This window comes from Geodermatophilus saharensis (genome assembly GCF_900188205.1).
Classification (GTDB): domain Bacteria; phylum Actinomycetota; class Actinomycetes; order Mycobacteriales; family Geodermatophilaceae; genus Geodermatophilus; species Geodermatophilus saharensis.
Map to the genome: position 1 here is coordinate 592,319 of NZ_FZOH01000001.1, position 22,570 is coordinate 614,888.

28 protein-coding genes are annotated in these 22,570 nt (G+C 75.6%); 13 read left to right on the plus strand and 15 right to left on the minus strand.

Features of this window, described 5'->3' with window-relative positions:
• The first annotated feature begins 60 nt into the window (after window positions 1-60).
• Window positions 61-255: a hypothetical protein gene (locus CHC04_RS02830; protein ID WP_089402338.1), complete on the plus strand. Its 195-nt coding sequence runs from the start codon at window positions 61-63 to the stop codon at window positions 253-255.
• A gap of 75 nt (window positions 256-330) precedes the next feature.
• Here CHC04_RS02830 and hisN read toward each other — a convergent pair whose 3' ends face one another.
• Both hisN and CHC04_RS02840 read right to left on the minus strand, forming a co-directional pair.
• Window positions 331-1,134 (minus strand): histidinol-phosphatase, encoded by an 804-nt coding sequence (gene hisN / locus CHC04_RS02835; protein ID WP_089402339.1) that lies wholly within the window; start codon window positions 1,132-1,134, stop codon window positions 331-333.
• A 22-nt stretch (window positions 1,135-1,156) separates the two neighbouring features.
• The gene (locus tag CHC04_RS02840; protein WP_089402340.1) at window positions 1,157-1,333 is read right to left on the minus strand and encodes a DUF2795 domain-containing protein; all 177 of its coding nucleotides are present in this window, start codon (window positions 1,331-1,333) and stop codon (window positions 1,157-1,159) included.
• 53 nt (window positions 1,334-1,386) lie between these two features.
• On the opposite strand from CHC04_RS02840, the gene CHC04_RS02845 reads away from it, so the two are divergent.
• Both CHC04_RS02845 and CHC04_RS02850 read left to right on the plus strand, forming a co-directional pair.
• Window positions 1,387-1,929 (plus strand): DUF2087 domain-containing protein, encoded by a 543-nt coding sequence (locus tag CHC04_RS02845; protein WP_089402341.1) that lies wholly within the window; start codon window positions 1,387-1,389, stop codon window positions 1,927-1,929.
• A gap of 97 nt (window positions 1,930-2,026) precedes the next feature.
• On the plus strand, window positions 2,027-2,665 hold the full coding sequence (locus CHC04_RS02850) for a hypothetical protein (RefSeq protein WP_141233673.1): 639 nt from the start codon (window positions 2,027-2,029) through the stop codon (window positions 2,663-2,665).
• On the opposite strand, the gene CHC04_RS02855 is transcribed toward CHC04_RS02850, so the two are convergent.
• Window positions 2,662-3,093: a VOC family protein gene (locus CHC04_RS02855; protein ID WP_089402343.1), complete on the minus strand. Its 432-nt coding sequence runs from the start codon at window positions 3,091-3,093 to the stop codon at window positions 2,662-2,664. The two genes, CHC04_RS02850 and CHC04_RS02855, sit on opposite strands and share 4 nt — an antisense overlap.
• A 176-nt stretch (window positions 3,094-3,269) precedes the next feature.
• On the opposite strand from CHC04_RS02855, the gene CHC04_RS02860 reads away from it, so the two are divergent.
• On the plus strand, window positions 3,270-3,803 hold the full coding sequence (locus CHC04_RS02860) for a hypothetical protein (protein ID WP_141233674.1): 534 nt from the start codon (window positions 3,270-3,272) through the stop codon (window positions 3,801-3,803).
• Window positions 3,804-3,875: 72 nt separating this feature from the next.
• On the opposite strand, the gene rsgA is transcribed toward CHC04_RS02860, so the two are convergent.
• The 3 genes from rsgA to CHC04_RS02875 form a co-directional block, all read right to left on the minus strand.
• Entirely contained in the window at window positions 3,876-4,772 is an 897-nt protein-coding gene (gene rsgA / locus CHC04_RS02865) for a ribosome small subunit-dependent GTPase A (protein WP_245816938.1), read from the minus strand.
• A 116-nt stretch (window positions 4,773-4,888) separates the two neighbouring features.
• Entirely contained in the window at window positions 4,889-6,184 is a 1,296-nt protein-coding gene (gene aroA, locus CHC04_RS02870) for a 3-phosphoshikimate 1-carboxyvinyltransferase (RefSeq protein ID WP_089402345.1), read from the minus strand.
• 40 nt (window positions 6,185-6,224) lie between these two features.
• Window positions 6,225-7,688, minus strand: a complete 1,464-nt coding sequence (locus CHC04_RS02875) for an NAD-dependent succinate-semialdehyde dehydrogenase (RefSeq protein WP_089402346.1) — start codon at window positions 7,686-7,688, stop codon at window positions 6,225-6,227.
• 146 nt (window positions 7,689-7,834) lie between these two features.
• On the opposite strand from CHC04_RS02875, the gene CHC04_RS02880 reads away from it, so the two are divergent.
• Together CHC04_RS02880 and CHC04_RS23875 are read left to right on the plus strand one after the other, a co-directional pair.
• Entirely contained in the window at window positions 7,835-8,581 is a 747-nt protein-coding gene (locus tag CHC04_RS02880) for an SOS response-associated peptidase (protein WP_089402347.1), read from the plus strand.
• 116 nt (window positions 8,582-8,697) lie between these two features.
• Window positions 8,698-10,164 (plus strand): fused MFS/spermidine synthase, encoded by a 1,467-nt coding sequence (locus tag CHC04_RS23875; RefSeq protein ID WP_245816939.1) that lies wholly within the window; start codon window positions 8,698-8,700, stop codon window positions 10,162-10,164.
• Window positions 10,165-10,176: 12 nt separating this feature from the next.
• Here the strand turns inward: CHC04_RS23875 and ybaK are convergent, their stop codons facing one another.
• The gene (gene ybaK / locus CHC04_RS02890) at window positions 10,177-10,650 is read right to left on the minus strand and encodes a Cys-tRNA(Pro) deacylase (RefSeq protein ID WP_089402349.1); all 474 of its coding nucleotides are present in this window, start codon (window positions 10,648-10,650) and stop codon (window positions 10,177-10,179) included.
• 220 nt (window positions 10,651-10,870) lie between these two features.
• Between ybaK and CHC04_RS02895 the strand changes: the two genes are divergently transcribed.
• Together CHC04_RS02895 and rsrA are read left to right on the plus strand one after the other, a co-directional pair.
• Window positions 10,871-11,587, plus strand: a complete 717-nt coding sequence (locus CHC04_RS02895; RefSeq protein WP_281252182.1) for a sigma-70 family RNA polymerase sigma factor — start codon at window positions 10,871-10,873, stop codon at window positions 11,585-11,587.
• Complete coding sequence (gene rsrA / locus CHC04_RS02900) at window positions 11,584-11,916, plus strand: mycothiol system anti-sigma-R factor (protein WP_089402351.1); 333 nt, start codon at window positions 11,584-11,586, stop codon at window positions 11,914-11,916. The genes CHC04_RS02895 and rsrA overlap by 4 nt, the downstream gene beginning before the upstream one ends.
• 65 nt (window positions 11,917-11,981) lie before the next feature.
• Here rsrA and CHC04_RS25465 read toward each other — a convergent pair whose 3' ends face one another.
• Complete coding sequence (locus CHC04_RS25465) at window positions 11,982-12,056, minus strand: 50S ribosomal protein bL37 (RefSeq protein ID WP_014377707.1); 75 nt, start codon at window positions 12,054-12,056, stop codon at window positions 11,982-11,984.
• Window positions 12,057-12,239: 183 nt separating this feature from the next.
• Here CHC04_RS25465 and CHC04_RS02905 point away from each other — a divergent pair, with 183 nt between their 5' ends.
• Both CHC04_RS02905 and CHC04_RS02910 read left to right on the plus strand, forming a co-directional pair.
• Window positions 12,240-13,289, plus strand: a complete 1,050-nt coding sequence (locus CHC04_RS02905) for a biotin carboxylase N-terminal domain-containing protein (RefSeq protein WP_089402352.1) — start codon at window positions 12,240-12,242, stop codon at window positions 13,287-13,289.
• A 75-nt stretch (window positions 13,290-13,364) separates the two neighbouring features.
• Window positions 13,365-13,589 (plus strand): biotin/lipoyl-binding carrier protein, encoded by a 225-nt coding sequence (locus CHC04_RS02910; protein WP_217897140.1) that lies wholly within the window; start codon window positions 13,365-13,367, stop codon window positions 13,587-13,589.
• Between the two features lie 15 nt (window positions 13,590-13,604).
• Here CHC04_RS02910 and CHC04_RS02915 read toward each other — a convergent pair whose 3' ends face one another.
• Complete coding sequence (locus CHC04_RS02915; RefSeq protein WP_141233675.1) at window positions 13,605-14,399, minus strand: esterase/lipase family protein; 795 nt, start codon at window positions 14,397-14,399, stop codon at window positions 13,605-13,607.
• 166 nt (window positions 14,400-14,565) lie between these two features.
• Here CHC04_RS02915 and CHC04_RS02920 point away from each other — a divergent pair, with 166 nt between their 5' ends.
• On the plus strand, window positions 14,566-16,089 hold the full coding sequence (locus CHC04_RS02920) for a WS/DGAT/MGAT family O-acyltransferase (protein ID WP_089402354.1): 1,524 nt from the start codon (window positions 14,566-14,568) through the stop codon (window positions 16,087-16,089).
• Here the strand turns inward: CHC04_RS02920 and CHC04_RS02925 are convergent.
• Window positions 16,071-16,577 (minus strand): GNAT family N-acetyltransferase, encoded by a 507-nt coding sequence (locus tag CHC04_RS02925; RefSeq protein ID WP_245816940.1) that lies wholly within the window; start codon window positions 16,575-16,577, stop codon window positions 16,071-16,073. The genes CHC04_RS02920 and CHC04_RS02925 overlap by 19 nt on opposite strands.
• A 44-nt stretch (window positions 16,578-16,621) precedes the next feature.
• Between CHC04_RS02925 and CHC04_RS02930 the strand changes: the two genes are divergently transcribed.
• Window positions 16,622-18,121 carry a sensor histidine kinase gene (locus tag CHC04_RS02930; protein WP_089402355.1) on the plus strand — a complete coding sequence of 500 codons (1,500 nt, stop codon included), beginning with the start codon at window positions 16,622-16,624 and terminating at the stop codon, window positions 18,119-18,121.
• Between the two features lie 69 nt (window positions 18,122-18,190).
• Here CHC04_RS02930 and CHC04_RS02935 read toward each other — a convergent pair whose 3' ends face one another.
• Together CHC04_RS02935 and CHC04_RS02940 are read right to left on the minus strand one after the other, a co-directional pair.
• Window positions 18,191-18,439 carry a WhiB family transcriptional regulator gene (locus tag CHC04_RS02935; RefSeq protein WP_089402356.1) on the minus strand — a complete coding sequence of 83 codons (249 nt, stop codon included), beginning with the start codon at window positions 18,437-18,439 and terminating at the stop codon, window positions 18,191-18,193.
• Between the two features lie 360 nt (window positions 18,440-18,799).
• On the minus strand, window positions 18,800-19,822 hold the full coding sequence (locus CHC04_RS02940; protein ID WP_089402357.1) for a diacylglycerol/lipid kinase family protein: 1,023 nt from the start codon (window positions 19,820-19,822) through the stop codon (window positions 18,800-18,802).
• 82 nt (window positions 19,823-19,904) lie between these two features.
• Here CHC04_RS02940 and CHC04_RS02945 point away from each other — a divergent pair, with 82 nt between their 5' ends.
• Window positions 19,905-20,378, plus strand: coding sequence for a hypothetical protein (locus CHC04_RS02945; protein WP_089402358.1), 474 nt, complete (start codon window positions 19,905-19,907; stop codon window positions 20,376-20,378).
• 62 nt (window positions 20,379-20,440) lie between these two features.
• On the opposite strand, the gene CHC04_RS02950 is transcribed toward CHC04_RS02945, so the two are convergent.
• The 3 genes from CHC04_RS02950 to pssA are packed head-to-tail and all read right to left on the minus strand — an operon-like array spanning window position 20,441 to window position 22,566.
• Window positions 20,441-21,223, minus strand: coding sequence for an HAD-IIA family hydrolase (locus tag CHC04_RS02950; protein ID WP_217897141.1), 783 nt, complete (start codon window positions 21,221-21,223; stop codon window positions 20,441-20,443).
• A gap of 33 nt (window positions 21,224-21,256) precedes the next feature.
• Window positions 21,257-21,742, minus strand: a complete 486-nt coding sequence (locus CHC04_RS02955) for a GNAT family N-acetyltransferase (RefSeq protein ID WP_089402360.1) — start codon at window positions 21,740-21,742, stop codon at window positions 21,257-21,259.
• Entirely contained in the window at window positions 21,739-22,566 is an 828-nt protein-coding gene (pssA, locus tag CHC04_RS02960; RefSeq protein ID WP_089402361.1) for a CDP-diacylglycerol--serine O-phosphatidyltransferase, read from the minus strand. The genes CHC04_RS02955 and pssA overlap by 4 nt, the downstream gene beginning before the upstream one ends.
• Window positions 22,567-22,570 lie beyond the last annotated feature (4 nt).

The following is a 22,570-nucleotide window of genomic DNA, read 5'->3' on the forward strand; positions in this document are numbered from 1 at the left end:
GGACGGCCGTTGACCGGGACGAGGGGCCCGGACGGGGCCCGGCGAGAGGAGGCGCACGAGATGGCGTCGGTGTTCGACAAGGTGGCCCAGTACGCCCGCAGCCCGAAGGGCCAGCAGGCGCTGAAGCAGGTGTCGGAGAAGGCCCAGCGGATGGCCAAGGACCCCAGGACCAAGGCCCGGATCGACGACGCCCGCCGCCGGTTCTCCGGCGGGCGCGGCACCGGCAGCGGCGGCGGGACCACCCCCACCGCCTGAGGAAGGGCCCCCCTGCCCCCGCCGCTCGCGAGCTCGCGGCGGGACCCTGCAGGGGGGGGCCACCCTCGTCCGTCGCTAGGCCGGGTCGGGCAGCCGCAGGCGGGACAGCGCGGCGTCGTGCAGCGCGCCGTTGGTGGCCAGCGCGCTGCCGCCGGCCGGGCCGGGGACGCCGGACAGGTCGGTGAACCGCCCGCCGGCCTCGCGGACGATGACGTCGAGGGCGGCGAGGTCCCACAGCGACACCTCGGGCTCGCAGGCGACGTCGACCGCGCCCTCCGCGAGCAGCACGTAGCTCCAGAAGTCGCCGTAGGCCCGGGTACGCCAGACCGACCGGGTGAGGTCGAGGAACCCGTCGAGCAGGCCGCGCTCCTCCCAGCCCGACAGGCTCGAGAACGACAGGCTCGCGTCGCCGAGGTCGGAGACGCCCGAGACCCGGCAGCGGGTGGCCGACTCCAGCCGCCGCCCTGTCCAGGCGCCGACGTCCTTGGCCGCCCACCAGCGGCGGTTGAGCGCGGGTGCCGACACCAGGCCGACCACCGGCTCGTCGCCGTCGAACAGCGCGATCAGCGTCGCCCAGACGGGCACGCCGCGGACGAAGTTCTTCGTCCCGTCGATGGGGTCGAGCACCCACCGCCGCGGCCCGTGGCCGGTGACGCCGAACTCCTCGCCCAGGACGGCGTCGCGGGTGCGGGCGCGGGAGAGGGTGATCCGCAGCTGCTCCTCGACGGCGCGGTCGGCGTCGGTGACCGGCGTCAGGTCGGGCTTGGTCTCGACGGTGAGGTCGAGCGCCCGGAAGCGGTCCATGCTCAGCGAGTCCGCCTGGTCGGCGAGCACGTGCGCGAGGTGCATGTCCCCCGTGTAGTCCCGGCCCGGTGTCATGGGCACCGAACCTAGCGGGGCGTCAGTCGAAGACCGCGGCGCTCACGCCGCTGGGCCCCTCGTACTCGCGGTCGTCGATCTTCTGCAGCGCCTCGATCACGTCCTTGTCGCCGCCCTTGGCGTGCTCGAGGATCTGCTCCTTCGTGGCCGGGTAGTCCATGCCCTTGAGGGCCTTCTGGATGTCGATGGGGCTCACCATGCCGTCGGCCTACCCCCGCCTGCCTGCTCCGATGCGCGGATACCGTCCTGGGGGTGCAGGCGACGACGATCGTGGGGCTGCTGGCCGACCCCACCCGGCTCAAGGTGGTGGCCGCGCTCGCCCTGGGTGCCGGGACGATCGAGGAGGTCGCCGCCGCCGGCGGCCTGCCGCTGAAGGACGTCGCGCTGGCCGCCCGCCGGCTGGCCCGCGCCGGGCTGGTGCGCCGCGACGGTCACGCCCTCGAGCTGCTCACCGAGCGCTTCGGCGCCGCCGCCCGGGCCGCGGCCGAGGCCGCCCCGCCGCCGGAGCCGCTGTCGGACGACCCCGCCGAGTCCGCCGTCCTCGCCTCCTTCATCCGCGACGGGCGGCTGACCACGATCCCCGCTCAGCTGACCAAGCGCCGCGTGGTGCTCGAGCACGTGGTGCGGGTGTTCGACGTCGGCGTCCGCTACCCCGAGCGGGAGGTCAACGCCCTGCTCGCCGTGTGGCACCCGGACACCGCCGCGCTGCGCCGCCATCTGGTCGACGAGGGGCTGCTCTCCCGCGAGGCCGGGCTGTACTGGCGCACCGGCGGCCCGGTCGACGTCGACCCCTGATACTCCTCCCGCGCGCAGTCGTGCTCTGCACACAGGTGTGTGCAGAGCACGAGTACTCGCAGGACACGTGTCGAGCTGCCGGGCCACACTGCCGGTCGTGCCCGACGCCGACGCCTTCCGCGCGCTCGCCCGCTCCTCGCCGGAGCGGTGGACGACGCTGCGCTTCACCGAGCGCCGGCGCCGCGGGTGGGCGTGGTCCGAGCCGGTCCGTGCGTGGCTGCGCCGGCCCGACCTGCTGCGCGTGGAGGACGCCACCGGCCGGGTCCACGTCCTGCGGGAGGTCGGGGCGGACCACGACCCGATGTGGCAGGACTACCGGTGGGTGGCCGAGCTGCGGCCGGTGGAGCTGGCCGACGGCCTGGCCCCGGACACCGGGGAGCTCGCGGCGGGGACGGCGGTGGAGGTCGACGGGCTGCGCGAGGTCGAGCACGCCGGCCGGCCGGCGTGGGAGGCGCTCGTCGTGCCGACCGACCGTTACGAGCCGCGCTGCGGCTGCTGCCCGCTGCTGCGCAGCCGGAGGGTCGACGAGCTCGAGTGGGGCGGCGTCCCGGAGGGTGTCGAGTACCCGTCCGCGCACCTGGTCCGGCTCGACGTCGCGACCGGGGTCTGCGTGTGGGCCGAGGCCCTCGACGGCACCTACGCGGGCGGGACGCACGACCTGCGCATCGAGGCGGTCGACGAGCCGATGGGTGAGGAGCTGTTCTCCCGGCCGCGCCAGCAGGGAGCGATCGGCTAGGAGAGCCGCACCGTCCCGTCGGGGCCGACCGACCAGCCCGGGTTGTGCGCGACCTCCCAGACCACACCGTTCGGGTCGCGCACCAGCGCGTGGAAGACGCCGCCGAACGCGCCCTCCTCGGGGGCGGTGAGCACGGTGCCGCCGGCCGCGGCCATCCGGTCGGTGAGCGCGACGACGGCGTCCCGGTCGGCCACGTTGTGCGCCAGCGTCACGCCCGACACCTCCGGGCGCGCCGGGCCGGTGCCGAGGTCGCGGGCGAAGCTCCCCGTCTCGAAGAAGGCCAGCACCGTCCCGGGCGCGACCTGGAAGAAGACGATCTCGCCCGGGACATCGAGCAGCGGCGTCCACCCGAGCCCGTCGGCGTAGAAGCGCCGCGCGGCGTCGAGGTCGGCGGTGGCGAGGGTGACGAAGTGGACCTGCTGCTCCACGAGGACTCCTGGGTGTGTGCGGGACCGGATGCCGGCGGGCGCGCCGTCAGACGGCGTTGACCGCCGGTGAGCGCGCGCCGGAGCGGGAGGTGGTGGGGGACGGGCTCCTTGACGGCCGTGCAGCACCACGGGACGGTTCGCGCGCCGACGGGCGAGGACCGGGTCGAGGAGTCGCGATGAGGCGGACCACTGCTGTCGTGTCGATCGCCGTACCCGTGGCGGCACTGCTCGTCGGTGGAACGGGTGCGGCGTCGGCAGCGCCGCCGACGGCGGCCGTCGTCCTGCCGATCGAGCTCGAGACCCCGCTCCCCGCGATGGAGACGCTGCCCGAGTGCCTCGACCCCGACGTGGGTTCGCAGCCCGGCCCCCAGACCGGTACGGAGACCCTGAGGGGACAGATCGTCGTCACCGGTTCGACCTTCACCTTCCGCGGCACCAACACGCTCGAGTACACGGTGGACCTCGGGGACACCGTGGTCACCGGCACGGCCGTCGAGCACATCACCTTCCACGCCGCCGGCGGCGGCAGGACGGTGCAGACCACGACCATCCAGGAGCGCCGGGCCGTGGTCGACGGTGACGGAGACGCCGACACCGTCACCATCCGCGCGGTGTCCCACGTCACGTACGTCGACGCCGACGGCGACGGGGTGCCGGACCCGGGGGAGTTCAGCAGCCTGGTGGACCGCTTCTCCGTGAGGTGCGGCTGACCCCGACCTGCGGCTGGCCTGGGTACGAACGGCCGGGCGTCACGTGCGGGACCGGCCGGTCCAGTAGCCGGTTCAGTAGCCGGGGCCGAGCTGGCCGACGGCGTCGAGCAACCGCCGGACGCTGGCCAGCCGCTCGGCGCGGCCGGGCGGGCCGGCGGCGGCCCAGGTGTCGAGCGCGCAGTCGGGGTCGTCGGTGGAGTGCCCGCACCCGGGCGGGCAGTCCACGGCGGCCTGCGCCAGGTCGTCGAAGGCGGCGACGACGTCGTCGGCGGTGACGTGCGCCAGGCCGAACGAGCGGATGCCCGGGGTGTCGATGACCGTGCCGCCGCCGGGCAGGTCGAACAGCACCGCCGACGACGACGTGTGCCTGCCCTTGCCCACCTTGCTGACGTCACCGGTGGCCCGGTCGGCGGCGGGCACCAGCCGGTTGACCAGCGTCGACTTGCCCACGCCGGACTGGCCGACGAACACGCTGGTGCGCCCGCCGATGCGGTCGAGCAGCGGGTCCAGCGGCGCCTCGCGCGACATCGGCACCGCGTCGACGCCGAGCCCGGCGTAGCGGTCCAGCAGCGGCTGCGGGCTGGCCAGGTCGGTCTTGGTCAGGCAGAACAGCGGCTCCAGGCCACCGGCGTAGGCGGCGACCAGGCAGCGGTCGAGGAACCCCAGCGCCGGGTCGGGGTCGGTCACCGAGGTGACGACGACGAGCAGCTCGGCGTTGGCGACGACCACCCGCTCGGTGGGGTCGGTGTCGTCGGCGGTCCGCCGCAGCGACGTCGTCCGCTCCTCGATGACGACGATCCGGGCGAGGGTGTCGGGCCGGCCGGTGGTGTCGCCGACCAGCCGCACCCGGTCACCGACGACGACGCCGTGCCGGCCGAGCTCGCGGGCGCGCATCGCGGTCACCTCGGCCGTGCCGCCGCCACGCTCCTCGACCCGCACGGTCATCCGCCCGCGGTCGACCGCGGTCACCAGCCCGGGGACGGCGTCGGCGTGGGCCGGGCGGGTGCGGGTGCGCGGGCGGGAGCCGCGCCGGTTGGGCCGGACCCGGACGTCGTCCTCGTCCGACCGGCTGTCGTGCCGGCGGCTCAGGAGCCCGCTCCCGCCGTCGCGCCGGGCACGCCGGTGCCGAGCATCCGGTCCCAGCGCTCGCGGAAGTCCGGCAGCGTCTTGGTCACCGCCTCCGGCCCGGAGACCGCCACCCCGTCGACGGCGAGGCCGAGGACGGCGGCCGCGTGCACCATGCGGTGGTCGGCGTAGGAGTCGACCAGCGCCGGGCGCAGCGGACCCGGCTCGACCACCAGCCCGTCGGGGAGCTGCTCGACCCGCGCGCCGACGGCGGTGAGCACCTCGTCGAGGGCCTGCAGCCGGTCGGTCTCGTGACCGCGCAGGTGGCCGATCCCGGTCAGCCGGGAGGTCCCGTCGGCCAGCGCGCACAGCGCGGCGAGCACCGGCGTCAGCTCGCCGACGTCGCCCAGGTCGGCCACCAGCGGTGCGATGCCGCCGGTGCCGGTGACGCGCAGCCCCTCGGGGGTGCGCTCGACCTCGGCGCCCATCGCGCCCAGCAGCCGGTCGAGCTGCGCCCCGGGCTGGGTGGTCACCGCCGGCCAGTCGGGCACGGTCACCCGGCCGCCGGTGACCAGCGCGGCGGCGAGGAAGGGTGCGGCGTTGGACAGGTCCGGCTCGACCACCCGGTCCCGCGGCGCGATCGGCCCGGGCAGGACGCGCCAGCCGCGCTCGGTGGCCACCACGTCCACCCCGTGCTCACCGAGCGCGGTCACGGTCATCTCCACGTGCGGCATCGACGGCACCCCGCCGGCCAGGGCGAGGTCGACCCCGTCGTCGAAGCGGGCGGCGGCGAGCAGCAGCCCGGAGACGATCTGGGAGGACTCGCTCGCGTCGACGGTCACCGCCCCGCCGCGCACCCCTCCGGTGCCGTGCACGGTGAACGGCGCCCGGCCGCGGCCGTCGTCGTCGACCCGCACGCCGAGGTCGCGCAGCGCGGCCAGCAGCCCGGCGTTGGGCCGCTCGCCCAGCCGCGGGTCGCCGTCGAGCCGGACCGGGCCGGTGGCCAGCGCGGCCACCGGCGGCAGGAACCGCAGCACGGTGCCGGCCAGGCCGGCGTCGACCTCGGCCGGGCCGCGCAGCGCGCCGGGGGCGACCAGCCAGTCGTCGCCGTCCTCGTCGATGCGCACGCCGAGCGCGCGCAGCCCGGCGGCCATCAGGTCGGTGTCGCGGGCGCGCAGCGGCCGCACGACCCGGCTCGGCCCGCCGGCCAGCGCGGCCAGCACCAGCGCCCGCGCGGTGAGGGACTTCGAGCCCGGCAGCGGGACGACGGCGTCGACGGGTGTGCCGTGGTGCGGCGTCGTCCAGACCGAGCTCACGGGTCCATCCTGCCCGGTCCGGACGACGCCACCGCTCCGCCTAGCCGCCGACGGGCTGCTGCGGCTTCTTGACCGGCACGGTGCGCACCAGCCGCCGGTTGGCGAACTCGAACACGGCCAGCTCGGAGAGCTCGCGGCCGTAGCCCGACCGCTTGATCCCGCCGAAGGGCAGCTCGGGGGAGGAGCCGGTGGGCTGGTTGATCCACACCATGCCGGCCTCCAGCCGCTCGGCCACCGCCCGGGCGCGGTCGAGGTCGCTGCTCATCACGGTGGCGCCCAGACCGAAGTCGCTGTCGTTGGCCAGCGCGACCGCCTCGTCGGCGTCCTTGACCTTGTAGACGACGGCCGCCGGGCCGAACAGCTCCTCGCGGTAGGCGCGCATCTCCGGGGTGACGTCGGTGAGGATCGTCGCCTCGACGAAGGCGCCGTCGTGCTCGGGCCGCTTGCCGCCGGCGACGACGGTGGCGCCCTTGTCGATCGCGTCCTGGATCTGCGCGTGCAGGTCCTGCGCGGCCCGCTCGCTCGACAGCGGGGCCAGCGACGTCGACGGGTCGGCCGGGTCGCCGGGGGAGAAGGTCGAGAAGGCCTGCTTGAGGCCCTCGACGAAGGGCTCGTAGAGCTCCTCGGTGACGATCAGCCGCTTGGAGGCGGTGCAGGCCTGGCCGGTGTTCTGCATCCGGCCCATGGTGGCGGCCTTGACGGTGGCGGCCATGTCGTCGGCGTCGAGCACGATGAACGGGTCGCTGCCGCCGAGCTCGAGCACCGACTTCTTCAGGTACTTGCCGGCCAGGGCGCCGACGGCGCTGCCGGCCCGCTCGCTGCCGGTCAGCGTCACGCCCTGGATGCGGGGGTCGGCGATGACCTGCTCGACGTCGTCGATGCGCAGGAAGGTGTTGGTGAACACGCCCTCGGGGGCGCCGGCGTCGGTGAACAGCTGCTCGATGGCGACCGCGCACTGCGGGGTGATCTCGGCGTGCTTGAGGATGACGGTGTTGCCCAGCACCAGGTTCGGGCCGGCCACGCGGACCACCTGGTAGAAGGGGTAGTTCCAGGGCTCGATGGCCAGCAGGACGCCGATCGGGCGGGTCTCGATGACCGCCTCGCCCTTGCCCATCAGCGGCTGGATGGGCTGGGGCTCGAGGAAGCCGGGGCCGTTGTCGGCGTAGTACTTCAGGATCATCGAGCACAGGTACAGCTCGCCGGTGGCCTCCTCGTGCCGCTTGCCCATCTCGGTGGTGATGAGCCTCGCGAGGTCCTCCCGGCGCTCGTCCATGAGCTCGGCGGCCCGCCGGACGACGCCGGCGCGCTCCTCGATCGGGCGCTCCCGCCACTGCTGGTAGGCGGCGTGCGCCCGCTCGACGATCCCGTCGATCGCCTCGGTCGGGGTGAAGTCGAACTCCTTCTCGACCTGGCCGGTGAAGGGGTTGACCGTCGCGTAGCGGCGCTCGCCGGAGTCGCTGGCGGTCTTCGGCTGCTCGTGCGGGGGGTTCTGGGTCGCGGTCACGCGCGTGATCCTCGTCTCTCGTCGTCAGGGGCTCCACCCCGGCCTACCCGCCGCCGCCCGGGGCACTCGCACCGTCGGCACCCCCACCTAGAGTCGGCGGCGACGGGCCCGCCGTCCGGGCCCGACAGCAGCCGGGAGGACCAGCCGTGTGTGGTCGCTACGCCGCCAGCCGCCGTCCCGAGGACCTCGTGGTCGAGTTCGAGGCGGTCCCCGCCGAGGGCCAGGAGCCGCTCCGGGCCGACTACAACGTCGCGCCGACCAAGGACGTCTACGTCGTGCGGCACAAGCGCGAGCGGGACGCCGAGGGCAGCCCGACCGGTGCCGGGCACCGGGAGCTGCGCGCCGTCCGGTGGGGGCTGGTGCCCTCCTGGGCCAAGGACGTCTCGGTGGGCAACCGGCTGCTCAACGCCCGGGTCGAGTCGCTGACCGAGAAGCCGGCCTTCCGCTCCGCGGCCCGCTCCCGGCGCTGCCTGGTGCCGGCCGACGGCTGGTACGAGTGGCAGAAGCGGCTCGACGCGCCGGCCAAGCAGCCGTTCTTCATCACCCCGGCCGACGGGTCGGTGCTGGCCATGGCCGGCCTCTACGAGGTGTGGGGCAAGGGCGAGGACCGGCTCTACACCTGCACGGTCGTCACCGCGCCCGCTGTCGGCGCGCTCACCGAGATCCACGACCGGATGCCGCTGGTGCTGCCGCGCGAGCGGTGGGCCGACTGGCTCGACCCGGCCCGCGACGACGTCGAGGCGCTGGCCGAGCCGACCCCGCCGGAGCTGGTCGAGGCGCTGGAGCTGCGCCCGGTCGGCACCGCGGTCAACAACGTCCGCAACAACGGCGCCGAGCTGCTGACCCGGGTGGAGGGCACCAGCGCCCCCGCCGACCAGCCGGCGCTCTTCTGAGGAGTCCTGCCCTGAGCGAGCGCGCGCCCGCGACCCGGCCGGCCGAGCTGCCCGCCGACCCCCCCGTCCCCGCCGGCCCGCCCGGTGCCGCGCTGCCCGGCTGGGTGGCGGCCGCGGTGACCTTCCTGTCCTCCGGCGCGGTGCTCGTGCTCGAGATCGTGGGGCTGCGGCTCATCGCGCCCTACGTCGGCATCACCCTGCAGACCAACACCGCGGTCATCGGGTTCGCGCTGGCCGCCATCGCCGTCGGCGCCTGGGCCGGTGGCGCCACGGCCGACCGCCGCGACCCCCGGCAGCTCATCGCGCCGCTGCTGGTCGCCGGCGGGGCGCTGGTGGTCGCCGTCCTGCCGCTGGTGCGCTTCACCGGGTCGCTGTTCACCGGTCCCGACGCCGGCAGCGTGCTGCTGCTGGCGGCCGTGGCGGTCGTGGTGCCGGCCGCGCTGCTCTCGGCGGTGCCGCCGATGGTGGTCAAGCTGCAGCTGGCCAGCCTGGCCGAGACCGGCTCGGTGGTCGGGAAGCTGTCGGGCATCGGCACCCTCGGCGGGATCGCGGCCACGTTCGGCACCGGCTTCCTGCTCGTCGCGGTGTTCCCGAGCAGCGGCATCCTCGTGGGCACCGGGCTGGTCACCGTCGCCGCCGGCGTCGCCGTGTGGCTGCTGCTGCGCCGCTCGCCCGGCGGCGCGGGGCGGCTGCCGACGGCGCTGCTGCTGCTCGCCGTCGCCGGGTCGCTGCTGGCCGCGGTGGCGCCCACGCCGTGCGAGGCGGAGACCTCCTACCACTGCGCCCGCGTCGTGGCCGACCCCGAGCGGGAGACCGGCCGGGTGCTGCTGCTCGACACCCTGCGGCACAGCTACGTCGACCTCGCCGACCCCACGTACCTGGAGTTCGAGTACGTGCGCGCGATCGCCGCGGTCACCGACGTCATCGCCCCGCCGGGGGAGCCGCTGTCGGCGCTGCACCTGGGCGGCGGCGGGCTCACCGTGCCGCGCTACCTCGCCGACGTGCGGCCCGGCACCACCAGCCGGGTGCTGGAGGTCGACCCGGGCGTCGTCGCGATCGACCGCGAGCAGCTCGGCCTGGAGACGTCGGAGGACCTGCAGGTGCGGGTCGGCGACGCCCGCGTGGGGCTGACCGCCGAGCCGGCGGGGGAGCGCGACCTCGTCGTCGGCGACGCCTTCGGCGGGCTGTCGGTGCCCTGGCAGCTGACCACCGTGGAGGCGCTGGAGCTGGTCGACCGGGCGCTCACCGGCGACGGCGTCTACGTCGCCAACCTCATCGACCACCCGCCGCTGGGGTTCGTCCGCGCGGAGCTGGCCACGATGCGGCGGGTGTGGCCGCACGTGCTGCTGCTGGCGCGGGCCCCGGTGCTGGCGGGGGAGGACGGCGGCAACCTGGTCGCCGTCGGCGCGCACCGGCCGCTGGACGAGGCCGCCCTCGCCGACGCGCTGCACGCCCAGGACTCGCAGTGGCGGGTCGCCTCCGGCGCCGAGGTGGCCGCCTTCGCCGGCGACGCGCGGGTGCTCACCGACGACGCCGCGCCGGTCGACCAGCTGCTGACGCCCTACGGCACCCCGGACCGCTGAGCCGGCCGCAGGTCAGCGGCCGATGGACGCCGTGCGGGCGCGGGTGAGCCGCACCAGGTCGGCCGGCGCCAGCTCCACCTGCAGCCCGCGCCGGCCGGCGCTGACCAGCACCGTGGGGAACCCCAGCGCCGACTCGTCGACGACGGTCGGGAGCGCCTTGCGCTGCCCCAGCGGGCTGATCCCGCCGACGACGTAGCCGGTGGTCCGCTCGGCGTCGGCCGGGTCGGCCATGACCGCCTTGCGCCCGCCGGCCGCGGTGGCCAGCGCCTTGAGGTCGAGGGTCCCGCTCACCGGGACGACGGCGACGGTCAGCGTGCCGTCGACGCGGGTGACCAGCGTCTTGAACACCTGCCGCGGGTCGGCGCCGAGCGCGGCCGCCGCGGCCTCGCCGTGACCCTGCTCGGCCGGGTGCGCGGGGTCGTAGGGGCGCAGGGTGTGCGCCACCCGGGCCTTCTCCAGGGCCCGCACCGCGGGGGTCGCCGCCACGGCCGGGGAGCGTAGCGACCGCCGTGGCGGGCCGCCGCCGACTTCGGGAGGCGGGGGAATGACGTCGCCGGGGGGTGCCGTTGCAGGGATCGTGACCAGCACCGTCTCCAGTGCCCGCACGCGGGCTCCGCGCCGGCGGCCCCCGGGCCGGCCCGACGCCGCGCGACTAGGATCGACCGACGTGGTGGCCCGCCTCCGGGTGCCGCAGAGAGGACGGTCGGTGCCTGAGGAGACCCCGGGCGGGGACCCCGCCGTCGAGTCGGTCGAGACCCCGCGCGAGCAGGTGGTCGGGGCGCCGGTGGAGGTGCCCGAGGCCCGTGAGGGCGGCAGCCGCACCGAGGCCGCCGAGACCCGTGCCGAGCGCGACGCCCGCTTCGAGCGCGACGCGCTGCCCTTCCTCGACCAGCTCTACCCGGCGGCGCTGCGGATGACCCGCAACCCCGCCGACGCCGAGGACCTGGTCCAGGAGACGTTCGTCAAGGCCTACTCCGCGTTCCACCAGTTCGCCGAGGGCACCAACCTCAAGGCCTGGCTGTACCGGATCCTGACCAACACCTACATCAACAGCTACCGCAAGAAGCAGCGGCAGCCGCAGCAGTACCCCACCGACCAGGTGCAGGACTGGCAGCTCTACGCGGCGGAGGAGCACAGCTCCAGCGGGCTGCGCTCGGCGGAGATCGAGGCGCTGGACCACCTGCCGGACTCCGACATCAAGGAGGCGCTGCAGCAGCTGCCCGAGGACTTCCGCCTGGCGGTCTACCTCGCCGACGTCGAGGGCTTCGCCTACAAGGAGATCGCCGAGATCATGGGCACGCCCATCGGCACGGTGATGTCCCGGCTGCACCGCGGCCGGCGGGGCCTGCAGCGGCTGCTGGCCGACTACGCCCGCGAGCGCGGCTTCGTCCGCGCCGGCGCCGGTGAGGAGGGGCGGTCGTGAGCGCGGAGCACGAGCACGCGGACTCGTGCGACGACGTCCTGTCGCACGTCTTCGAGTTCCTCGACCACGAGACCGACGACGCCCGCCGCGCCGTCATCGCCGAGCACCTCGAGGACTGCTCGTCGTGCCTGCGGCAGTTCGGCATCGAGCAGGAGTTCAAGGCGCTGGTCCGCCGCCGCTGCGGCGGTGACAAGCCGCCGCTGGGCCTGCGCGACCGGATCAAGCTGCAGCTGACCACCGTCTCCTTCGAGGAGGACGGCACGCACGTCAGCGTCGAGCAGGTGCGCACCGAGGTCGTGCGCACCGACTGGGCCGCCGACGAGGCGTAGACCCACCCGCACAGACGACGGCGCCCCGCCCCGGAGATCCGGGAGCGGGGCGCCGTCGTCTGGTCCTAGGCGTTGGGGCGCTTGCCGTGGTTGGCCTTGTTCCCCTTGCGGGAGCGACGCTTGCGTCCGCGCTTGGACATCGCTGCCCTCCTTCCCTCGTCGTCGGGTGCCGGGCGCCGGGTGTCGCCCGATGGTCTGTCCCCAGGGTCCCACAGGCGGGGGAGAGCGACCCGGCCGGTGCGGCGGGTGTCGCAGGCGGCAGGCACGATGGGGCAGGCCGGGACGACGGTGACCCGGCACGGTGGACGGGGAGGGCCGGGAGCGTGGCGCAGCACGGGATCGAGAGCGTGCTCGTGGCGGGACGCGGGCCGGCCGCGTGTGCGGTGATCACGGCCTGCTCCCGGCTCGGCGTGAAGGCCGTCGCCGTCTACTCCGACGCCGAGCGGTCGGCGCGGCACGTCCGCCTGGCCGACGACGCCGTGCTGCTCGGGCCCGCCCCGGCGGCCGAGTCCTACCTCGCCGTCGACCGGATCGTCGAGGCCGCCCGCCGCAGCGGCGCCGGCGCCGTCCTGCCCGTGCCCCCGGCGCTGGCGGGCAACGCGGCGCTGGCCGCCGAGGTGGCCGCCGCCGGCCTCACCTGGGTCGGGCCGCCGGCCGAGGTGCTCGAGCGGCTCGGTGGCGACGGCGTCGAGCCCGCCAGCGAGCACGGCCTGCTGGCGCTGGTCACCGACGAGGGCCTGCGCTACCCGACGACGGTCTCCCGCGACCGGGCCGCCGGCATCGCCCGCGTGTCCTGGACGCCCGAGCCCCCCGGCGAGATGCCCGTCGGCGCCAAGCGGCTGGCCGAGGTCGGCTGGCGCGGGCTGGTCACCGTCGGCGTCGACGCCGACGGCGAGCTCGGCGAGGTCGCGGCCGGCTTCTCCCTCGACATGGCGGTGCTCGAGCGGGCGCACCGCGTCGACGCCGTCGACCTCGCGCTCGCCGCGGCCGCCGGGGAGCGCGCACCCCGCCGTCGCACCGTCGAGGAGCACCCGCCGCGGGCCGCCGTCGCGGTGCAGCTGCGCTCCACGCTGCCGCCGGGGCAGGCGGGCCGGGTCTCCGGCCGGCTCCCCAGCGCCGGGCGGTTGCGCGGCACCGCCGGCCAGACGGAGGTGGTCGCGGTCAGCGGCTACGACCCGGGTGACCGGCTCGACCCCTGGTACGACGCGCTCCTGGCCACCGTCAGCGCCGGCGCGGCCGACACCGCCACCGCCGCCCGCGCGGCCGGCGCCGCGCTCACCGACCTGCCCGAGACCGGCGTGCCGCACGACGGCCCGGAGGTGTGCGCGGTGCTGCAGCGGCTGGCCGACGGCGACCCCGAGCCCGGCGCCTGACAGGACCGTCCCGTGCGTCTCCTGCTGGGGACGCGGCCTGCTTGGATGGGGCATCCGGCTCGAGGAGGGTGCTGCGTGAGGGTCGAGGAGATCCACGCCGAGATGGTGTCCAGCGTGTGGAAGGTCCTCGTCGCCCCGGGGGCCGAGGTCGGTGCGGGGGACACCCTGGTGATCCTCGAGTCGATGAAGATGGAGATCCCCGTGCTCACCGAGCGCGCCGGGGTCGTGCAGGAGCTGCACGTCGTCGAGGGCGAGGTGCTGCAGGAGGGCGACCTCATCGCCACCGTCGCCGACGCCTGAGCGGCGCCGGCCCGCTCAGGGCGCCCGCCGGGCCAGCGCGCCCAGCCGCCGCCCGAGGAGCTCGTAGACCTCCGGGTGGACGCTCATGCCGACGTGGCTGGAGTCGACGTGGACGTTCTCGGCCGCCGGGTCCAGGCAGGCGTGCCAGTCGACCACCCAGTCGGCGCGCGAGTACACCGAGACGTACGGGACGCCGGCGGGGAACGGCCGGTCCAGCTCGTCGGCCAGCTGGTCGGCGCAGCCGCCCTGCAGGCAGTCGTCGACGAACAGGCCCGGGACGCCGGCGCCGCCGAGGGCGGCCACCAGCCGGACCTGCGCGGCGACCAGCGGGTTGATCGCCATGTGGTCGACGTTCGGGCTGCCCAGCGTGACGATCCCGGTGACCCGGTCGGGCCGGCGTGCCGCCAGCAGCTTGGCGAACAGCCCGCCGCGGCTCTGGCCGACGACCGCCGCCGGCCGCCCGGTCCGGTCGGTGAGGTCGACCAGGCGGCGCTCGAGGCGCTCCACCGCCCGCCGGGTGCAGTCGACGTTCACGCGGATCTGCGACGTGCACGTGCGGTAGCCCCGCCTGCGCAGCCAGCTCTCCATCAGCGACAGCGACGGGTCGCCGGCGAGGAAGCCGGGGACGAGCAGCACCGGCAGCCCGCCGCCGTCCGGGACGCCGTGGCCGCGCCACACCGGCGAGCGCAGCAGGGCGGCCGCCTCGCGCCACGGCCGCTGGGCGGCGAGCAGCGTGGCGAGCGGCGAGGCGCCCTCCCACGGGGGAGCCTCCCCAGGGGACGTCCGGGTGGGGAGCGCGGCAGTGCGCATGTCGTCCTCGTCCTCGTCCTCGTCGACGGCCGGCGACGGTGGGTGCCCCACCCCGCGGCGGGGCGGCCGACCGCCTGCAGGAGAGTGTGAGGGCTGACACACTTCCCCACACCACGGGGCCGGGTGCCCCGCCGGTTCCCGCCGCCGAGCCGAGGAGGACAGGGCGATGAAGCAGCTGTCAGGACTGGACGCGGCGTTCCTGCACCTGGAGACGTCAGCCCAGTTCGGCCACGTCTCGAGCGTGTCGATCTACTCCCGCCCCGACGACCCCGACTACCGGCCCTACGACGCCTGGCGGGCGCAGCTGCAGCAGCGGCTGCACCTGCTCGAACCGCTGCGCCGGCGCCTGGCGGAGGTCCCCCTGGGCCTGGACCACCCGTACTGGGTGGCCGACGCCTCCTTCGACCTGGACTTCCACGTGCGCCACACGGCCGTCCCGCCGCCGGGCTCCGACGACCAGCTCGCCGCCCTCGTCGGGCGCCTGGTGTCCCGGCCGCTGGACCGGCGCAAGCCGCTGTGGCTGTCCTACGTCATCGAGGGCCTGCCCGACCGGCGCTTCGCGATCCTGACGATCGTCCACCACGCCACCATCGACGGTGCCTCCGGCGTCGAGCTGATGACGCTGATGCTCGACGACCGCCCCGAGGGCGGCACGGTGCCGCCCGAGGGGGAGTCCTGGACGCCCGAGCGGCCGCCGGGAGACCTGGAGATGCTGGCGCGCGGCGCGCTCGGCCTGGCCCGCAAGCCCGCACGCGGGGTGCTGCTGGCCACCCGCACGGCCCGCGAGATCGGCCGGGCGACGCGCAACCCCGTGCTGGTGCGGGCGGCCAACGACGTCCGGCGGAGCCTGCGCGGGCCGGTCGGCACGGTGCTCAACCTCGGCCGGTCCCGTCCCGAGGAGCCCGACCAGCCCCCGCCCCTGCCCAGCGTCCGGCCGCCGCGCACGCCCTTCAACGGGCCCATCACCCCGCACCGCAAGCTCGCCATCGCCTCGACGTCGCTCGACGTGGTCCGGCAGGTCAAGTCGGCGCTGGGGGCCACGGTCAACGACGTCGTCATGGCCGCGTGCGCCGGTGGCCTGCGCACCTGGCTCGACCGGCGCGGGGCGCTGCCGGACGACCCGCTCGTGGCACTGGTGCCCGTCTCCGTGCGGACCGGGGAGGAGACCGACCGCTGGACCAACCGGGTGTCGATGCTCTCGGCCGTCCTGCCTACCGACGAGCCCGACCCCGTGCGGCGGGTCCGGCGCGTGCACGAGGCGATGGCCAGCAGCAAGGAGCTGTTCTCGGCGCTGCCGGCCGAGCGGCTCACCGACTTCGCGGAGTTCCCGCCGCCGGCGGTCTTCGCGCGGGCGATGCGGCTGAGCGCCCGGCTGCGCCTGGGCTCGCGGCTCACGCCGGGGAACCTGGTGATCTCCAACGTGCCCGGCCCGCGCACGCCGCTCTACGCGGCGGGCGCCCGCCTCGAGCACTACTTCCCGGTCTCGACGATCGTCGAGGGGCAGGGGCTCAACATCACGGTGCAGAGCTACCTCGACCGGCTCGACTGGGGGCTGGTCTCCTGCGCCGAGCTGCTGCCCGACGTCGACGTGCTGCTGCGCGACGTCCTCGACGAGCTCGACGCGCTCGCTGCCGCGGCGGGCGTCGCGGTGCCGGGCAGCGCGCCGGCCGCTCAGAGCTCCAGCACGTAGACCAGCAGGTCGATGCCCGGGCGCGGGCTCCAGTCGCGTCCGGGCAGCCGGGTGAAGCCGAGCCGGTCGTAGAGGCGGTGCGCGGCGGTCATCCGCGGGTCGGTGGACAGCACCACCCGCCGCTTGCCCGCCGCGCGGGCCCGGTCCAGGCACACCCGCACCAGCGACTCGCCCACGCCGCGGCCGCGCACCGCCGGGTCGACGACGAGCATCCGGAAGGCGGCCTCGTCGTCCCCGGCGGTGACCTCGCCGAAGTCGCCGTCGAGCACCAGCGCGACCGCGCCGACGACCCGCCCGCCGTCGCGGGCCACCAGCAGCTGCGAGCGGCCGGCCCGGTGCTCGACGTCGGCCAGCTGCCCGAGGTACTCCTCGGAGGCCAGCCGCTCGTCGCGGTACACCGAGACGGTCAGCTCGGCGATCGCCGGCCAGTCGGCGCGGACGGCGTCCTCGACGGTCAGCGGGGTCAGGTCGCGGGAGGGGAGGGCCACGGGGGGCCAGCCTAGGAGGGGGGCGGGCCATACGCTCGGTCCCGATGAGCACCCTCTCCGAACGCCTGGGCCGCGGCTCGGCGACCGCGCCCTCGCAGGTCGACCACGCCCGGCGCCTCGTGGCCGACTGGCAGCTGCTGGCCGACCTCGCCTTCGCCGACCTGACGCTGTGGGTGCCGCTGCGCACCGGCGCGTGGTGGTGCGTCGCCCAGGTCCGCCCGCTCACCGCGCCCACCAGCCAGCCCGAGGACCTGGTCGGCAGCGAGGCCGACGGGGCCGACGCCGACCCGTTCCGGCTGGCGCACCGCGAGGGCCGGCCGGTGACCGAGGGCGACCCGGACTGGTCGGGCCGGGCCCCGCGGCGCCGCGAGATCATCCCGGTCCGGCACGACGGCGTCGTCGTCGCGGTGCTGGCCAAGGACACCAACCTGGCCGTCACCCGGTCGCCGTCGACGCTGGAGCTGACCTACCTCGACATCGCCGCCGACCTCTGCCTCATGGTCTCGGCCGGCACCTTCCCGCCGGAGAAGCTGCTCGACGCCGAGATGAGCCCGCGGGTGGGCGACGGGCTGGTGCGCCTGGACGCAGCAGGTCGCGCGGTCTACGCCAGCCCGAACGCGCTGTCGGCCTACCGCCGGCTCGGCGTCACCGGCGACCTGGCCGGCGCGGACCTGGCGAAGGTGACGCGGGCGGCGTCGTCGGACCGGGTGGCGGGGGAGGCGGTGGCGGCCACCATCGCCGCCGCGGTGGCCGGGCGCTTCCCCGACCCCACCGACGTCGAGGGGCGCACCGCCACGCTGCTGGTGCGTGCCCTGCCGCTGCAGGCGCCCGGTGCCGAGGAGGGCGCGCTGGTGCTCGTCCGCGACGTCACCGACCTGCGCAGCCGCGACCGGGCGCTGCTGACGAAGGACGCCACGATCCGCGAGATCCACCACCGCGTGAAGAACAACCTGCAGACCGTCGCCGCGCTGCTGCGGCTGCAGGCCCGTCGCATGACCGAGCCGGCGGCGCGGGCGGCGCTGGAGGAGTCGGTGCGGCGGGTGGCCTCCATCGCCGTCGTCCACGAGACGCTGGCCGGCAGCCGGGAGGACGTCGTCGACGTCGACGACGTCTTCGACCAGGTGCTGCCCATGCTCGGCGACCTGACCTCCATCGGCCCGGCCGCGCGCACCCGCCGGGTCGGGCGGTTCGGGGAGCTGCCCGCGGCGACGGCCACGCCGCTGGTCATGGCGGTCACCGAGCTGCTGCAGAACGCCGCGGAGCACGCCTTCCCGCCCGACGGGCCGCCCGGTGCGATCGAGCTGGTCGCCGAGCGGGACGGCGAGGACCTCGTCGTGCGCGTCCGCGACGACGGCCGCGGGCTGCCCGAGGGGTTCGACCCGGCGTCCAGCGACGGGCTGGGGCTGCAGATCGTGCGGACGCTGGTCACCAGCGAGCTCGGCGGCGCGCTGCACGCCGCCACCCCCGCCGAGCCGCCGGGCCCGGGCCGGCCGGGCACCGAGGTCGTGCTCGAGCTCCCCGGCGCCGGCCGCCCCCGTCGGTAGGCCGACACAGCGACGAGGCCGGTCACCCGGAGCGGGTGACCGGCCTCGTCGGCGCGTCGTGCGGGTCGGTCAGGCGCGGACGCGGGTGCGGGCCTGACGGCGCTTGAGAGCGCGCCGCTCGTCCTCGGACAACCCGCCCCAGACGCCCGAGTCCTGGCCGGATCGCAGGGCCCAGTCGAGGCAGGACTCCATGACGGAGCAACGACGGCACACGGCCTTCGCCTGCTCGACTTGCACGAGGGCGGGACCGGTCGTCCCGATGGGGAAGAACAGCTCGGGGTCCTCGTCCCGGCAGAGGGCGCGGTGGCGCCAGTCCATGTCGGTGCACTCCTCGGTGTCGACTACGTTCAGGGGGCTTCCAGATCGCTGACGTCGGGCCGCCTGCGCGGGCGCGACACCGGTTGCCCAGCGCCTCGTTCCAGCGACCGCCTGCCGCTTGTTACCGGCAGGTTGCGTTCCTCTCGCGATGTTTTCACCTGAGGACGGCGTGTCAAGCGCGCGGCGGTCGTGGTCTGACCCCGCGTGAGCAACCTCACCACGGGCGTGCTAGAGGCGCCACTCGGGGTTGCGGAGGTCGTTGACACCGCGCCCCACACGTGCGTAGTGACGTCCTGGAACGGCCTCCCTGCAGGGTCCCGGCCCGAGCGGACGAGGGTCGGGGGGCAGGGAGGTCCTTCGTCAGGAGACGACGGTCAGCGCCGCGGGCACCGAGCGCACGCGCAGCCCGGTGGCGGTGCCGAGGTGGTCGCCGTCGAGCTGCCAGCCCTGGGGCCGGGAGGCGGTGAGGACGACCTCGCCGAGGTCGTGGCGGCGGTGCACCCCGCGACCGCGGGCGTCGGGACGGCGGGCCAGCACCTGCCGCGAGTGGTGCAGCATCCGCAGGACGCCCATCCGGCCCATCGCGAAGACGTCGAGGCCGGTGTCGAAGGAGGCCTCGGGGCTGGGGTTGACCGGGCGCGAGCCCAGGTAGGTCCACGGGCTGACGTTGGACACCAGGCACAGGAAGAGCCCGTCGAGGTCGGGCTCGCCCGGCAGCGCCAGCGTCATGGCCGGGCGCCGGCGCTCGCGGCCCAGCACGAAGGCTCGGCCGGCCTGGCGGACGTAGAGCGCGCCGGTGGACCGGCGGCCGCGGGCGCGCACGGCCTCGACCCGTGCGATGACGTCGGCGTCGAAGCCCATGCCGGCGGCGAAGACGAACCAGCGGGGCTCGCTCCACTCCTGGTGCACCTGCGCGCCCACCTCGGCCGCGGCCACCGCGGTGGCCGGGTCGACCCCGCGGACCGTGGCGGTGCTGGTCCCGGTGGCGCTGGCGGTGCCGAGGGAGACCCGCCGGGTCCGGCCCGACCGCAGCGAGTCGAGGATCTCGCCGGTCGCCTCGACCGGGTCGCGCGAGCGGCCCAGCGCGCGGGAGAAGACGTTGGTGGAGCCGCCCGGCACGACGGCCAGCGTGGGCACGTGCGCGCCGGGCCCGTCGGTGAGCAGGCCGTTGACGACCTCGTTGACCGTGCCGTCGCCCCCGAGCGCGACGACGACGTCGAAGCCGTCGGCCAGCGCCTGCTGCCCCAGCTCCCGGCCGTGCCCGCGGTGGGTCGTCTCGGCGAGGTCGACCTTCAGCTCGCTGGCCAGCGCGCCGACGAGCACGTCGCGCACCCGGCCGGTCGTCGTCGTCGCCGCGGGGTTGGCCACCACGAGCGCGCGCATGGCTGTGAGCTAACCAGCACGCGGGTCGCCCAACCGGTCCGGAGCGGGGCTGCCGTGGCGGCTGACGCGTAGCCTCGCTGGTGTGACGGAGGAGGACGCGACGCGCCGCCCGAGCAGGGCCGAGAGGCTCCTCGGCGGTGCCGCGCAGCCCTCTGCGCGCCCGCCGCGCCCGCCCCGTCCCGAGGCGCCGCGGGCCGTCGTCCGGGCGGCGGTGGTGGCCGCCGTCGAGGCCGGGCTGCTGCTCGCCGGTGCGCTGGTCCTGCTGTGGCTGACGATCACCAGCGACCCCGACAGCGTCGGCCGGGCGCTGGCCGAGGTCGTCTACGTGGGCTTCTTCGGGGTGGCGCTGGCAGTGGCCGCGGCGGGGCTGCGACGGCTGGCGGGCTGGTCGCGCGGGCCGGTGGTCGTGCTGCAGCTGCTGCTCGGCCTGTTCGGCTACAGCACCGCGTTCCCGGGCGGGCAGCCGCTGCTGGGCATCCCGCTCGTCGTCCTGGCGGTGGCCGAGCTCTACCTCCTGGCCACGCCCGAGGCCCGGCTGGCGTTCTTGGAGCGTTGAGCGACGGCCCCCTTCAGGGCCCGCCCCGAGCGTGCGAGGGGTGGGGAGAAGGGGGTCCTTCCCTAGACCAGGTCGACGACGTCGGCGATCGAGTCGAGCACCTTGCTGGGCCGGAACGGGAAGCGGGCGACGTCGGCGGCGGTGGTGGAGCCGGTGAGCACCAGGATGGTCTGCAGGCCCGCCTCGATCCCGGCGACGACGTCGGTGTCCATGCGGTCGCCGATCATCACGGTGGACTCCGAGTGCGCCTCGATCCGGTTCATCGCGCTGCGGAACATCATCGGGTTCGGCTTGCCGACGAAGTAGGGCTTGGCGCCGGTGGCCTCGGTGATCAGCGCGGCGACCGAGCCGGTGGCCGGCAGCGGCCCCTCCGGCGAGGGGCCGGTGACGTCGGGGTTGGTGGCGATGAACCGCGACCCGGCCCCGATGAGCCGGATCGCCCGGGTGATGGCCTCGAAGGAGTAGGTGCGCGTCTCGCCGAGGACGACGAAGTCCGGGTCGGTGTCGGTGAGGGTGTAGCCGGCCTCGTACAGCGCCGTGGTCAGCCCGGCCTCGCCGATCACGTAGGCCGACCCGCCGGGCAGCTGGGAGGACAGGAAGTCCGCCGTCGCCAGGGCCGAGGTCCAGATGGACGCCTCGGGCACCTGCAGGCCCGAGCGCGCCAGCCGGGCGGCGAGGTCGCGCGGGGTGAAGATCGAGTTGTTGGTCAGGACCAGGAAGCGCCGCCCGGTGTCGACCAGCCGGGCGAGGAAGTCCGCGGCCCCCGGGAGGGCCTGCCCCTCGTGCACGAGGACGCCGTCCATGTCGGTCAGCCAGCACTCCGCCGGGCCACGCTCGGTTCCCACGCGCCCAGCCTGCCCTACGCCGCCGGTGGCGGGTCAGTCGCGGCGGTCGGCGGCGAACGAGGTCAGCGCGTCGTCGGTCAGCCGGAACACCGTCCACCCGTCCACCGGGACCGCGCCGGCGGCCCGGTAGAACTCGATGGAGGGGGTGTTCCAGTCGAGCACCGACCACTCCAGCCGGCCGTAGCCGCGCTCGACGCAGGTGGCCGCGAGCGTCCGCAGCAGCTCCCGGCCCAGGCCCCTGCCGCGGTGGGCGGGCTGCACGTAGAGGTCCTCGAGGTACACGCCGTGCGTGCCGCGCCAGGTGGAGAAGTTCAGGAACCACAGCGCCGTGCCGACGACGGCGCCGCCGGGGCCGAGCGCCACGTGCCCGAACAGGGCGGGCGAGTCACCGAACAGCGCGCCGTGCAACTGCTCCTCGGTGAGCCGGACCTCGTGCGCGGCGTGCTCGTACTCGGCGAGCTCGCGCACCAGGCCGACGAGGGCCGGGACGTCGGTGGGCTCGACCGGACGCACCGTCACGTGAGGACCTCCCGGACGCGGGCCGGCACCAGCCGGCCGAGGGGTGCGAGCAGGGGCACCAGGACCGGGGCCAGCAGGTAGCCGTAGGCCAGCACGCAGCCGGTGACGACGGGGACGGTGGCGAACCCGACGACCAGCGCCACCGCGGCGGCGACCAGCCCGTACGGGCGGCCGCTCTTCGGGCTGACCAGCGAGCGGAACGAGCGGAACCGGACGGTGCTGACCATGAGCAGCGCCGGGACCGCGACGATGAGCAGCACCCACAGCCGGTCGCGGCCCTGCATCTGGTCACCGAAGGCGAACACCGAGGCCAGCACCACCCCGGCCGCGCCGGGGCTGGGCATGCCGGTGAAGTACCGCTTGTCCGCCGTCGGGTCGACGGTGGTGTTGAAGCGGGCCAGCCGGATGGCCGCGCACGCCACCCACAGGAAGCAGACCACCCAGCCCAGCGGGTCCCACTCGTCGCGGCCCTCGGAGAACAGGGTGAAGGCGACCAGCGCGGGCGCCAGGCCGAAGGAGACCAGGTCGGCCAGCGAGTCGAACTGCAGGCCGAAGGAGCTCACCGCGCCGACCAGCCGGGCGACGGCGCCGTCGGTGATGTCGAGGAGCACCGACAGGCCGATGAGCACCGCGGCGAGGGTGTACTGCCCGCGGATGGACACCAGGATCGCGGCGAAGCCGCACATCATGTTGCCCAGCGTGAACAGGCTGGGCAGCGTGGCGAGGGCGCGGCGGCGGCTGCCGCGGACCGAGCCGCGGACGAACTCGACGGTCGCCGTGCGCCGGGTGGTGGGCCGCCCCTCGCCCGAGGCCGAACTGGGCACGGGG

Excerpts from the sequence above, each read along its gene's own strand:
- CHC04_RS02830 (WP_089402338.1), top strand. The coding sequence starts at position 61 with ATGGCGTCGGTGTTCGACAAGGTGGCCCAGTACGCCCGCAGCCCGAAG.
- hisN (WP_089402339.1), bottom strand. The coding sequence starts at position 1,134 with ATGACACCGGGCCGGGACTACACGGGGGACATGCACCTCGCGCACGTG.
- CHC04_RS02840 (WP_089402340.1), bottom strand. The coding sequence starts at position 1,333 with ATGGTGAGCCCCATCGACATCCAGAAGGCCCTCAAGGGCATGGACTAC.
- CHC04_RS02860 (WP_141233674.1), top strand. The coding sequence starts at position 3,270 with ATGAGGCGGACCACTGCTGTCGTGTCGATCGCCGTACCCGTGGCGGCA.
- CHC04_RS02915 (WP_141233675.1), bottom strand. The coding sequence starts at position 14,399 with ATGCGCACTGCCGCGCTCCCCACCCGGACGTCCCCTGGGGAGGCTCCC.
- CHC04_RS02920 (WP_089402354.1), top strand. The coding sequence starts at position 14,566 with ATGAAGCAGCTGTCAGGACTGGACGCGGCGTTCCTGCACCTGGAGACG.
- CHC04_RS02930 (WP_089402355.1), top strand. The coding sequence starts at position 16,622 with ATGAGCACCCTCTCCGAACGCCTGGGCCGCGGCTCGGCGACCGCGCCC.
- CHC04_RS02935 (WP_089402356.1), bottom strand. The coding sequence starts at position 18,439 with ATGGACTGGCGCCACCGCGCCCTCTGCCGGGACGAGGACCCCGAGCTG.
- CHC04_RS02940 (WP_089402357.1), bottom strand. The coding sequence starts at position 19,822 with ATGCGCGCGCTCGTGGTGGCCAACCCCGCGGCGACGACGACGACCGGC.